This window comes from Arenibacter amylolyticus (assembly GCF_002150785.1).
GTDB lineage: Bacteria > Bacteroidota > Bacteroidia > Flavobacteriales > Flavobacteriaceae > Arenibacter > Arenibacter amylolyticus.
Window position 1 is genome coordinate 1 of the sequence record NZ_MTAZ01000042.1, and the last position, 11,860, is coordinate 11,860.

General features: G+C 41.1%; 13 protein-coding genes. 5 read left to right on the top strand and 8 right to left on the bottom strand.

What is annotated here, in order from left to right; genetic code table 11:
• Positions 1 to 296: 296 nt before the first annotated feature.
• The 3 genes from BV214_RS13475 to dnaA are packed head-to-tail and all read right to left on the bottom strand — an operon-like array spanning position 297 to position 2,925.
• The gene (locus tag BV214_RS13475) at positions 297 to 1,019 is read right to left on the bottom strand and encodes an SAM-dependent methyltransferase (protein WP_086478034.1); all 723 of its coding nucleotides are present in this window, start codon (positions 1,017 to 1,019) and stop codon (positions 297 to 299) included.
• Entirely contained in the window at positions 1,020 to 1,487 is a 468-nt protein-coding gene (locus BV214_RS13480) for a low molecular weight protein-tyrosine-phosphatase (RefSeq protein ID WP_086478035.1), read from the bottom strand.
• Between the two features lie 13 nt (positions 1,488 to 1,500).
• Positions 1,501 to 2,925: a chromosomal replication initiator protein DnaA gene (dnaA, locus tag BV214_RS13485; protein WP_086478036.1), complete on the bottom strand. Its 1,425-nt coding sequence runs from the start codon at positions 2,923 to 2,925 to the stop codon at positions 1,501 to 1,503.
• 199 nt (positions 2,926 to 3,124) lie between these two features.
• Here dnaA and BV214_RS13490 point away from each other — a divergent pair, with 199 nt between their 5' ends.
• Positions 3,125 to 3,523 carry an acyl-CoA thioesterase gene (locus tag BV214_RS13490; RefSeq protein WP_086478037.1) on the top strand — a complete coding sequence of 133 codons (399 nt, stop codon included), beginning with the start codon at positions 3,125 to 3,127 and terminating at the stop codon, positions 3,521 to 3,523.
• Here the strand turns inward: BV214_RS13490 and BV214_RS13495 are convergent.
• From BV214_RS13495 to ribD, 4 genes are read right to left on the bottom strand one after another with little or no spacing between them, the layout of a single operon-like run.
• Positions 3,512 to 4,126, bottom strand: a complete 615-nt coding sequence (locus BV214_RS13495; RefSeq protein ID WP_086478038.1) for an IMPACT family protein — start codon at positions 4,124 to 4,126, stop codon at positions 3,512 to 3,514. The two genes, BV214_RS13490 and BV214_RS13495, sit on opposite strands and share 12 nt — an antisense overlap.
• A gap of 8 nt (positions 4,127 to 4,134) precedes the next feature.
• A complete protein-coding gene (locus BV214_RS13500; protein ID WP_086478039.1) occupies positions 4,135 to 5,004 on the bottom strand; it encodes an EamA family transporter in 870 nt (289 codons plus the stop codon).
• On the bottom strand, positions 5,004 to 5,606 hold the full coding sequence (locus BV214_RS13505; protein WP_086478040.1) for an HAD family hydrolase: 603 nt from the start codon (positions 5,604 to 5,606) through the stop codon (positions 5,004 to 5,006). The genes BV214_RS13500 and BV214_RS13505 overlap by 1 nt, the downstream gene beginning before the upstream one ends.
• The gene (ribD, locus tag BV214_RS13510; RefSeq protein WP_086478041.1) at positions 5,599 to 6,648 is read right to left on the bottom strand and encodes a bifunctional diaminohydroxyphosphoribosylaminopyrimidine deaminase/5-amino-6-(5-phosphoribosylamino)uracil reductase RibD; all 1,050 of its coding nucleotides are present in this window, start codon (positions 6,646 to 6,648) and stop codon (positions 5,599 to 5,601) included. Before ribD ends, BV214_RS13505 begins: the two co-directional genes overlap by 8 nt.
• 154 nt (positions 6,649 to 6,802) lie before the next feature.
• Between ribD and prmC the strand changes: the two genes are divergently transcribed.
• From prmC to BV214_RS13530, 4 genes are all read left to right on the top strand, one after another.
• Complete coding sequence (prmC, locus tag BV214_RS13515) at positions 6,803 to 7,654, top strand: peptide chain release factor N(5)-glutamine methyltransferase (RefSeq protein WP_086478042.1); 852 nt, start codon at positions 6,803 to 6,805, stop codon at positions 7,652 to 7,654.
• A 182-nt stretch (positions 7,655 to 7,836) separates the two neighbouring features.
• Positions 7,837 to 9,834, top strand: coding sequence for an NAD-dependent DNA ligase LigA (gene ligA / locus BV214_RS13520; protein ID WP_086478043.1), 1,998 nt, complete (start codon positions 7,837 to 7,839; stop codon positions 9,832 to 9,834).
• Between the two features lie 10 nt (positions 9,835 to 9,844).
• Positions 9,845 to 10,678, top strand: coding sequence for a fumarylacetoacetate hydrolase family protein (locus BV214_RS13525; RefSeq protein ID WP_086478044.1), 834 nt, complete (start codon positions 9,845 to 9,847; stop codon positions 10,676 to 10,678).
• A 17-nt stretch (positions 10,679 to 10,695) separates the two neighbouring features.
• Positions 10,696 to 11,004 (top strand): hypothetical protein, encoded by a 309-nt coding sequence (locus BV214_RS13530; RefSeq protein WP_086478045.1) that lies wholly within the window; start codon positions 10,696 to 10,698, stop codon positions 11,002 to 11,004.
• A 222-nt stretch (positions 11,005 to 11,226) separates the two neighbouring features.
• Here the strand turns inward: BV214_RS13530 and BV214_RS13535 are convergent, their stop codons facing one another.
• The gene (locus BV214_RS13535; RefSeq protein WP_217868774.1) at positions 11,227 to 11,739 is read right to left on the bottom strand and encodes a hypothetical protein; all 513 of its coding nucleotides are present in this window, start codon (positions 11,737 to 11,739) and stop codon (positions 11,227 to 11,229) included.
• Between the last annotated feature and the right edge of the window lie 121 nt (positions 11,740 to 11,860).

Sequence of the window (11,860 nt, forward strand, 5' to 3'; positions counted from 1 at the left end):
GGAATTCATGAATGCTGCGCATTTCAGCGATGGAAAAAAGTATTGAAAGGCCTGTTGAAAGGTGGATTATTGTTGTTGAGCTTACCTGATAATTTTGACTACACACAACTTTTGAGCTTGATCCTTTTTTTATGCGACTACCGCAATGTCTAAAATAGGAGATATATGATTAGGTCTAAAAACGGCCATAGGCCTTTGAGAATATACCGCAGAGAGTATAAGAGGTTAAAGAATAGATTGTTAGTCTTATTCTTTTAAGTGGATATCTTAGCTAAGCTAAAAAAAATAGTGATGTCTTAAGCCTGAATGATAAAGATGGTTGGCCTTTTATGCAGGTCTACCGAAACCCCTTTCCATTCTGCAACTGTCTTGGTTGCAATAAATTCGGTTGGCAGGGTTAAATTACAGGCAACGCAGACTTTGGTATTTGGCGACAAGATTTTAATGAATTCGGCCAATAGCTTGTCATTTCTATAGGGCGTTTCAATAAAAATCTGTGCTTGCTCTCGTTCCCTAGATAACTTTTCAAACTTCTTAAGGCTTCCTTTTCGTTCACTTGCCTCAATAGGTAAGTAGCCATTGAATGCAAAGCTCTGCCCGTTAAGTCCACTAGCCATCAATGCCAATAGAATGGAAGAGGGGCCAACTAGTGGTACCACCTGAATCCCTTTTTGGTGGGCGATATTCACCAATTCTGCTCCAGGATCGGCAATTCCGGGGCAACCGGCTTCAGACAAAATACCTACGTCGTAACCTTCTAAACAGGGGTCTAAAAATGTCGGTAATAAGTGAGGCTCCGTATATTTATTGAGCAGGTTGATGTGTAGTCCTGGCTGAGATTTCTTAGCGCTTATTTTTTTTATAAAATGCCGAGCAGTTTTTTCGTTTTCCACTACATAGTGGTCAATTTGCTCTATAGTGCCCTTTACAGAGATTGGTAAAACCTCCAAGGGGGCATTATCCCCCAAGGTACTGGGGATTAAATATAATTTGCCGTGTATGTTGCCGTTAGCCGCCATTTAGACGGTATGTTTTAGATTCAATTCTTCGGCTAGTTGCTCACATGCCATATCTATTAGTTGGTATACATGTTCAAATCCATCGTCACCCCCGTAATACGGATCTGGAACTTCCTGATCTTCTGTTGGTAATTGATGCAATAGCAATTTTACCTTTTGTTTTTCACGGTCGTCTTGTGCCAAGGCAATTATATTTGCGTAGTTGTCCTTGTCCATGGCGAAAATATGGTCAAATCGCTTAAAATCTTCTGCGGTAAATTGCCTGCAACGTTGCATGCTGATGTCTATCCCATGCTTTTTTGCAACTGCAATAGATCGTGGATCTGGCTGTTTTCCAATGTGGTAATTGGCTGTCCCGGCAGAATCCACCAATACAGAATCAGTATCAACTTTCCCTTTTAAAATGCCTTCTGCAAGAGGAGATCTGCATATATTTCCTAAGCAAACCATCAGAATTTTCGTGCTCATAAAACAAATTTTTTTATGAAAGTTTCTTCGTTAAATCGTCTATATACTTTCTAAACTGCTTATCTGTTTCTCCTAAATTGTCTACCGTCTTGCAAGCGTGTAGCACGGTAGCATGGTCTCTCTTTCCAATTTGGGATCCAATACTTGCCAGGGAAGCCTTGGTGAATTTTTTGGCGAAGAACATAGCGAGCTGTCTTGCTTGAACAATATGGCGCTTGCGCGTTTTGGATTGTAGGGTGGCGACGTCCATTTCAAAGTAGTCTGAAACCACTTTTTGGATATAGTCTATAGAAACTTCACGCTTGGTGTTTTTCACAAACTTTTCAACCACCATCTGGGCCAGTTCCAAGGTAACTTCTTTTTTGTTAAAGGAAGATTGTGCAATCAAAGAGATGATGGCTCCTTCCAATTCCCGGATATTGGTTTTAATATGCTTAGCAACATAGTCTATAATATCCTCTGGCATTTCCACACCGTCCCGGTACAACTTATTCTTGAGAATGGATATTCTAGTTTCATAATCTGGGCTCTGTAGCTCTGCGGATAGTCCCCACTTAAAGCGCGATAATAAGCGTTGTTCTATGTCTTGCATATCTACAGGTGCCTTGTCTGAAGTAAGGATAACCTGCTTGCCATTTTGATGTAAATGGTTGAATATGTGGAAGAAAACATCTTGGGTTCCCGATTTTCCAGATAGGAATTGTACGTCATCTATAATAAGAACATCTATTAACTGATAGAAGTGAATAAAATCGTTCCTAGTATTTTTCTTTACCGATTCTATATACTGTTGCGTAAATTTTTCAGCCGATATATAAAGTACCGTTCTTTCCGGATACTTATCTTTAATTTCAACACCGATGGCATGGGCCAAATGGGTCTTTCCTAAACCTACGCCTCCAAAGACAAGCAAGGGGTTAAAAGAGGTGCCTCCTGGTTTATTGGCTACGGCCATCCCTGCAGATCTTGCAAGCCGGTTGGCATCACCCTCCAAAAAGTTATCGAAATTGTAATTTGGATTTAGCTGGGATTCAATTTTAATATTCCTGATTCCAGGAATCACAAACGGATTCTTAAGCTGAGGGTTTTTGGATTTTACGGCTACGTCCAACTCCTGTGGTTCTACATTGGACCTATTGGAGCTAGGGATTTTCTCCGTAAAAGGTTCCTTGTTGCCATAGGTGTTTTCCATTTTAATGATGTACACCAATTTAGCGGTCTCACCAAGTTCTTTGGTAAGCGCTACTTTTAGTAATTTTACGTAGTGCTCTTCCAGCCATTCATAGAAGAATTTGCTGGGAACTTGAATGCTCAACGCCTTGTCCGATAATTTTATCGGTTTAATAGGCTCAAACCAGGTTTTGAATGCCTGCGGTTGGATGTTGTCTTTTATGAAGTCCAAACAATTGATCCATACAGAATTTGCAGTAACACTCATTTTTAATAATTTCTTTATTTGGTTAGTGTAAAGTTTAATGTAAATGCGGAGGAAAACCCGCGGTTTCAAGTTAGGCAAATATGTGAACAATTATCCTAATAAAAAAATGGGAGTGGGGTTGATTATATCCTTTTTTTTCCCCATGTTGTGACCAAATTTTTGCCGAATATTAAATATATAGTTTTTTAGCCGATAAAACATGGGGATTAGTAAGTTTTCTTTTAGGGTTCGATATGGAGAGACAGATCAAATGGGAGTGGTGTACCACGGGAACTACCCGCAATACCTAGAGATGGGACGGGTTGAGTGGTTAAGGTCGATAGGCATTTCTTATAAAGAGATGGAAGAAAACGGAATTATATTGCCAGTAATTTCATTGCGCATAGATTATAAAAAATCGGCCTTATACGATGACCTGTTGACGGTTACTACAAGAATCCGTAAGAAGCCTCTGGTCAAAATTGAATTCGACTACGAAATACATAATGAAGCGAACGATTTATTGGTTGAAGCGCATACCGTTTTAGCTTTTATGGACTCCAAGGCAAACAAGCCTATGAAATGCCCAGATTTCATTTTGGAAAAGCTAAATTTCTAGACGTTTTATTTTTATTGGATGCATACCAAGAAACATTTTTTCTGTACGGTCGGCATTCTTTTTTCTAACTGATACCACAATCTGGCAATCCATTTCCATTTTTTGGGATACAATTTCTAATTGATTTTGTTTGATGGCACGCATTACCTTATCCATTTCTGGATAGTCAAAGGATAAAAGAAACTGCTGCTGTAATGTTTTCTCAATTATCTGAGCACTTTCCAGTGCCATTTGTGCTGCGGTACGGTAGGCAGTTATCAGTCCGCCTACACCAAGCTTGGTTCCCCCAAATATCCTAGCTACCACAATTAATACATTGGTGATTTCAAAAGATTGAATTTGGCCATAGATGGGCATCCCAGCAGAGTTGTTGGGTTCTCCATCATCATTAGCACGATATTTAAGATCCTCTATTCCCAATTGCCAGGCATAACAAAGGTGGTTGGCCGTGGGGTGTTTCTGTGCAAGTTCCTCCAAGATAGGCTTTACCTCCCGTTCGCTTAATATGGGGTAGGCGTATCCAAAAAATTTGCTTTTCCTTTCTTTAAAGATGATTTCCGGGCTGGGGGAACTTATCGTTTTATAGGTGTCTATTGTTGCCATAAAATAAATTAAAAATATGCTACTAATAGGATGCTGATTACAGCTAGCCCAATTCCTGTCCAATTTTTAATACTAACCTCTTCCTTAAAAAGCATGATGCCCAAAAGGGTGGTGATCATAACAATGGCTACATTGTTAATAGTAAAGATAGAGGCACTGTTCAGCGTTTCGTGCTGTAGAGCAGCCAATAGAAAATATATGGAAAAATAATTAGGTACTCCCAATGCAATCCCTCCTAGTATGTTTTTAGAGGTAAATTTATTCTTATTCTTGTCCTGGGAGGGTTTTATTGCCACAAAAAGGAGTCCGGTAGTGGCTGCAAAAGCAAATACAGTTGCCGAAAACAGGGGGAATTCATCTTTGGGGATCCTTGTCTCTTCCAAAAATTTTATACTGCTATCTATGAGTCCAGATCCCAAAAATACTAGGACTGGCAATAGATAGGTGCTTTTTTTTGAAGGGGTGGACTTTGCCTTAGCAGAAGAAAAATAAACGGCTGCTAGGGCTATAGCGATTCCCACAACCTTTAAGGGTCTCAGCTTTTCATTATAAGCAACTACTCCTATAATCACCGGAATAACCAAGGACATTTTGGTAGCAACCGAAGCCACGGAAATACCGCTTCTTTGGGAGGTGGCTGCCATTAGGTTGAAGACCAGGATGAATAACACCCCCAAAATAAGAGTGCCCCAGAACCAAGGCTTACCTGGAATTTCAGTTAAAATCACCGATTTTGGAGAGAGAGAGAAGCCCACCAAGGATGCCACCAGGTAATTAACAACAATAGCGTAGGAGGTGTCTATGCCTGTTTTGGAGTACATTTTAAACACCACAAAAATGATGCTCGAAAATATGATGCTCAGCCCCAGGTCCCACATTACAGTCTGGTCTTGAGGTCTACTATGTCTTCCTTGCCCACTTGGAGGTGCCAGGTCTTTATACCTAGGGTAGCTGCTGCTTCTGTATTCTCTAGCGTGTCATCTATAAAAAGGGTCTCGTTGGCCTGTAGGTTGTTCTGGTCTAATACAAACTCATAAATTTCCTCATTAGGCTTTCTAAGTTGTATCTCATGGGATAAATAAAACTGCTCAAAACAATTTTTAAATCTGTTAAAGCGATCCTTTCCCATAATTTCTTCTACATGCGGAATGTGTAGGGCATTGGTATTACTCAAAAGAAAAAGTCTATATTTTTTCTGAGCAGCCAATTCTTCTATGAAATTAAGTCTGTACGCTGGAAAGTCCTTAAGCATGGAATTCCAAATTGCGGTAATCTCTTCGGGAGAAAGCTGATTGAATTCGGACTGAAGTTGGGTGATGAATTCTGCTGAACTGATCTTCCCAACTTCAAACTCTTCGTTTAAACGAAAGTACTTAGGTGGAAAGGTTTCCATGCCTTGATCTACGAACGCATTAAATACAACCTGCTTGTCTAGGTTGATAAAGATATCGCCAAAATCGAAAATAATATTTTTAATCATGCTCTATAATAGTTAGGGTATCGCTCAGTACAGGGATGCTTTTTACTATTCGCCCTTGTATGGACGGGGATTTTAATCCGGTTCCAAAGTGGGAGCTACCTGTAAAAATGCGGGCTTCGTCCCATAAATTGGCATCAATAAAACTTTGTAAGGTCTTGGCGCCTCCTTCTATAATTACACTTAGTATTTGGTGCTTATGGAGGAGGGTGCAGACTTGCTGTGCCAAATTACCATTAAAATCCAACTCCTCATAATAAATGCCCTTTTTGGGATTCTTAGGGAGTTTACTAGTAATTACAATGGTCTTAACGGAAGTATCCAACACATGGAAATCACTTGGAATCTTTAATTCGCGATCCAAAACAATCCTTACCGGATCTATTCCTTTCCAGTGCCGTAGGTTTAAACGAGGGTTGTCCTTTATTACTGTTTGGGTGCCGGCCATGATAGCCTGTTCCTCTGTGCGCCATTGATGTACCAATTGTTGGGAACGGGCATTGCTAATCCAGAATGGCTCAGGGTTTTGGGATCTTTTCTCCTCTTGGGGGGCTATAAATCCGTCTCGGGTCTGGGCCCATTTTAAAATTATGTACGGCCGTAATTTACTGTGGAAGGTTAAGAATCGCTTGTGGTGTTCCCTGCACTCTTTCTCTAAAACCCCAATTAGCACTTCGCATCCAGCTTGTTTTAATTTTTCCACGCCCTTCCCAGCCACTTTTGTATGTGGGTCCAGTACGCCAATGACTACTTTGGGGATTTTGTGTTTTATTATAAGGTTTGCACAGGGAGGGGTTTTCCCTTGGTGGGAGCAGGGCTCTAAGCTAACGTATAGGGTAGCCTCCCCTAAAAGCGACTGGTCCTTAACGGAGTTTATTGCGTTTACCTCTGCATGGGGTCCACCGTAGGGGCTGGTGTAGCCCTCACCAATTATTTTTTGGTTGTGCACAATTACACTGCCCACCATGGGGTTGGGAAAGGTGGTGCCAAGACCATTTTTGGCCAGTTGTATACACCTCAAAATGTATTTTTCATGTATCTTCACTCCGCAAAAATAGCACAATATTGGTAGACTATAGAAAAGAAGGAAGCTAGTACTTTCAATAGGAAAAAGAAATGGTAGGTTTAAAAATATTCAGACCATTGAGTCTCACGCTATTGTTTTACAACAACCGATATTAGGATATTAACACATACCAATGCAATTAAAAGAAATTAAGAATATTTATCATAAGGAACTAGATGCGCTTTATCCAAAAGAAGAGGTAGATAGTTTTTTCTACTTAACTATTGAGCATTATTTGGGTCTGGAACGTTTTGTTCTGGCATTAGAGCCTAATATGACCATAACTAAGGAGGAGGAAGGGCAGTTGTTTAATGTCTTGAGCGAATTAAAACTGCAGCGGCCTATTCAATATATATTAGGAAGCACCCAATTTTGTGACTTAGACTTTGTGGTAAATGAACATGTACTGATACCCCGCCCGGAAACAGAAGAGTTGATCTACTGGATTTTGGATGAGCTACGCCAGGAGGAAAAGGAGCGGAGTGTTTTAGATATCGGGACAGGGAGCGGATGTATTGCCATCTCCTTATCTAAATTCCTCCCTAAAGCCAGCGTGCAGGGATTGGATATTTCCAAAGAAGCACTAAAGGTAGCTCGGGAAAACGCTAAGGGTAATAAGGTAAAAGTTGATTTTTTGGAATTTGACGCCCTTGCTTTAGATGATTTTGAAGGAAAATTTGATGTGATAGTTTCTAACCCGCCTTATGTAAGGGAATCCGAAAAAAGTGCCATGAACCATAATGTGTTAGACTATGAACCGGATACAGCCCTATTTGTGTCCGACGAAAATCCGTTGTTGTTTTATAAAAGTATTGTTAGGTTTGCCCGCCGCCACTTGCACCCAGGCGGAATGTTGTTTTTGGAGATCAACCAATATCTTGGGAAAGAAACCAAACATCTTATGGAAACAGCTGGTTTTTCGGAAATTGAGCTGAGGGAAGATGTCTATGGAAACCAAAGAATGTTAAAGGGGACATGGTCTTAAATCGGTCAGGAACTATAAGGTTTAGGGGGTGGGTAGGTAGAGGAATTTTACTGGATCGAGTCCCTAGAATACAAAAGTAGCAATAAGAACTTGGAAGGTAGATGGTAGTTGTAAAGCACATCCAAATTAAGTTGGCATAGCCAGCGATCCCTGCCAAATTAGATAATAAAGAAAAGTTATAAATGGAAATTAAGAAGCAAATAGAGCAATTGCGAAAGGAATTGCATCAACATAACTATAATTATTATGTGCTGGACAATGCCACCATATCAGATTATGATTTTGATATGAAGCTAAAGGAGTTGCAAGCCCTTGAAAAAAAGCATCCAGAATATTACGATCCCAATTCCCCAAGCTTGCGAGTAGGGGGTGCCGTCACCAAGAATTTTATGACGGTGGTGCACGGTCAGCGCATGTATTCCTTGGATAATTCCTACTCCAAAGAAGACTTGGAAGATTGGGAAAAGAGAATTCAGAGGATTCTGGGAGACGTGGAAGTAGCGTATACCTGTGAGCTTAAGTACGATGGGGCGTCTATCAGTCTCACCTATGAAGATGGAAAGCTGGTTAGGGGCTTAACCAGGGGAGATGGAATACAAGGAGACGACGTTACCAATAACATAAAAACCATTAGGTCTGTACCTCTGCAGTTACAGGGGGATTATCCTAAAAAATTTGATATCCGAGGAGAGATAGTATTGCCTTTTGAGGGCTTTGCACAAATGAATGAAGAGCGAATCCAAAATGGGGAGGAGCCTTATATGAATCCGAGAAATACTGCTGCGGGAAGCTTAAAATTACAGGACAGTGCTTTGGTGGCAGAACGTCCCTTGGAATGTCTTTTATATAGTATTGTAGGGGAAGACCTGGGGTTGGAATCTCAATTTGAAATGTTGGAGAAAGCTAGGAGCTGGGGGTTTAAAGTACCAACCGTGGCCAAACTTTGTAAATCTATAGATCAGGTCCTTCAATTTGTGGAGTATTGGGATGTGCATAGACATCAGCTACCTTATGAAACTGATGGGGTAGTGGTAAAGGTAAACAGCCTACAACATCAAGAAGAGTTGGGCTATACCTCCAAATCCCCACGTTGGGCGATGGCGTACAAATTTAAAGCCGAACAGGTTTCAACCACTTTGGAAGAGATCACTTATCAGGTTGGGCGTACAGGGGCTATTACTCCGGTGGCCAATTTAGAGCCGGTACTATTAGCCGGTACTACGGTAAAGAGAGCCTCTTTACACAATGCCGATCAAATTGAAAAATTTGATATTCGGGTTGGGGATACTGTTTTTGTGGAAAAGGGAGGGGAGATTATTCCCAAGATTATAGGAGTGGATTTCACCAAAAGACCCTTGGATTCTCAACCCACTAAGTATATAGATCAGTGTCCGGAATGCGGTACCCACTTAGAGCGTGTAGCGGGGGATGCCAAACATTTCTGCCCTAATGAATACGGTTGTCCCCCACAGATAACAGGACGTATTCAGCATTTTATTTCCCGCAAGGCGATGGATATTGAGGGGTTGGGTGCCGAGACGGTAGAATTGTTATTTAGAGAGGGGCTAATCCGGAATTATGCCGATCTCTACAGTCTTACCAAAGAACAAATACTACCCTTGGAACGGATGGCAGAAAAATCTGCTGAAAACTTGATAAAGGGAGTGGCAGAATCGGTTCAAATTCCGTTTGAAAGGGTGCTTTTTGCCCTTGGCATACGGTTTGTTGGAGAAACAGTGGCCAAAAAACTAGCCAAAGCCTATAAGAGTATAGACGCTTTGCAGAATGCCACCAAGGAAGAATTGATGCAGGTAGATGAGATTGGACAGCGTATCGCAGAAAGTGTGGTAGACTTTTTTGGAAATGAGGTCAATTTGGAGATTATTTCTAGATTGAAAGCGGTAGGGTTACAACTGGAAATTTCCGAAGATTTGCTGCTCAATCAATCCGATCTTTTTAATGGGATGACTTTTGTTGTCTCGGGAGTATTTGAAAATGTTAGTAGAAACGAGCTAAAAAAACTAATTGAGGATAATGGAGGCAAGGTAGGTTCCAGTATTTCCTCAAAAACTTCTTATCTTGTTGCAGGTGATAAAATGGGACCCAGTAAAAGGACTAAGGCAGAGAGTGTTGGGGTTCCTATTATTTCTGAAAGCGATTTTATGGCTATGTTGAACTAATATACTGCGTATGAGGATTTTTAAAACAAACAGTGGCATCCTAGTCCAAAAAGAGGAAAAACACTATCTCTTAGAGACAGATTGGGATTCCTTCCTTTGTAATGATGCTGTTTATGCGGACACTCTTAAGCGCATCAATCAAATGACGCCTCTAACTAGTGATACTTCCGAGCTAACAATAAAACCATTGCCACCGGTGGGTAAACAGGAAATCTGGGCCTCGGGAGTAACCTATTTTAGCAGTAGGGAGGCGCGGATGGAGGAATCCAAGGATGCTGGTGGGGGCGACTTCTATGACAGGGTTTACCATGCGGAAAGACCCGAGTTGTTTTTTAAAAGTGCTCCGTACCGTGCGGTGGGACATGGGGACCAGGTGCGTATCCGAAAGGATTCTAAATGGAACGTGCCCGAACCCGAACTCACCCTGGTGATCACTCCAAATGCAAGGATAGTGGGCTATACCATAGGTAACGATATGAGTTCTAGGGATATTGAAGGGGAAAACCCCCTATACCTGCCCCAAGCTAAAAGTTATGATGGTGCTGCGGCGGTAGGCCCCTGCATTCTGCTCACAGAGTCGCCCATAGGATCAGAAACAACGATTGAAATCCAAATAGTACGAAACAACGAGGAAGTTTTTAAAGGAGAAACCAAGCTGGGTCAGATGAAAAGAAAACCGGAGGACCTAGTGCATTACCTCTTTCGCGAAATGTCTTTTCCGCATGGTTGCCTATTAATGACAGGTACCGGGATAGTGCCCCCAGATTCTTTTAGTCTGCAACAGGGAGATCTTATCCATATTTCCATTGAGGGGATAGGGGTTCTCAGTAATATTGTTGCTTAAATATATTAGTTGTTAAGATGTCTAAACCTAAGAATTACGAAACGTTTGTAACCACTTTAGAAAGTAGTACCCCGCCTAGGGGATGGTCCGATGCGCTAAAGGCCATGTGGTTCGATTGTAAGGGGGACTGGGAAGCTTCCCATGATATTGCACAGGAAATGTATACTACTCACGGAAGCTGGATTCATGCCTACTTACATAGACAGGAAGGAGATAAGTTTAATGCAGGATATTGGTACCGACAGGCAGGTAGAGAGTTTCCAACTGTAAGTTTGAAGGAAGAACAACGGCAATTGGTGGAATATTTTCTAAATCAACAGCCATAGTAATTGCGGTATTGATCTAAAAGTAAAGTTTATTATATAAAATATAGGCCCTGGTTAATTCCATGGCCTATTTTTGATGATAGGTATCCATTCCCTTAATATAAGGGCACGGAAAAGCCATACAGAATAGGATTAATAATCGGAATATTCCGTAGGGTAGTAGAAGTGGGTAACATTTTTAGATACGTTATTTTGATATTTTGGGTCTACTTTTAATTGATTTCAAACGGGTGATTCAGAAAACGATTTCCAATGCGCATCCCTACTGGCTTTGTTTTTAAAGGTGGTCATGTACATAAGGTTGGGCATGTTGGCCCCGGACAAAACTTCCCCATAGAAAACGGCATTAAATCCTAAGTCGTTGAAAAGCGTTACTTCTCCACCTTCATTAAACATAGCCACTTTATTAATGTACTTAGCCTCGGTAGCAGACTCATAGCTTCTCAATTCGTATACACGGTCTTTGCGGGGTCCGGTTAAAGGGGTGGGGATCATCTTAGGCATATCTATAAAAGCTTTCATAAGAATAGATTCAACCCTAGTGTAGGGCGGATTCTCATGAGGAGCATCTAAGAAATCTTTGGCAGCTACCATATAATCCTTGTCTTTTTGGAGTTCAGCATCCAAAGTCTCCAATAGCTGAAGGCTTTTCATGGGTATCAAAACTTTAATACTTCTGGGGTTTAAGGAATCGATTGTCCTAGGCTTAAAAACGCCTATGTTTTTTATGTTCAATCTTTTTAGGGCAGGTAATAAGGCTTCGCTTAGGTATTGGTCTGTCCTTTTCTCCTGTGCCTCAGTGTCTAAAAGATAGGTTTTAAGTTGGTAATACTCTTGTTGTTCTCCTTGTCCCCAA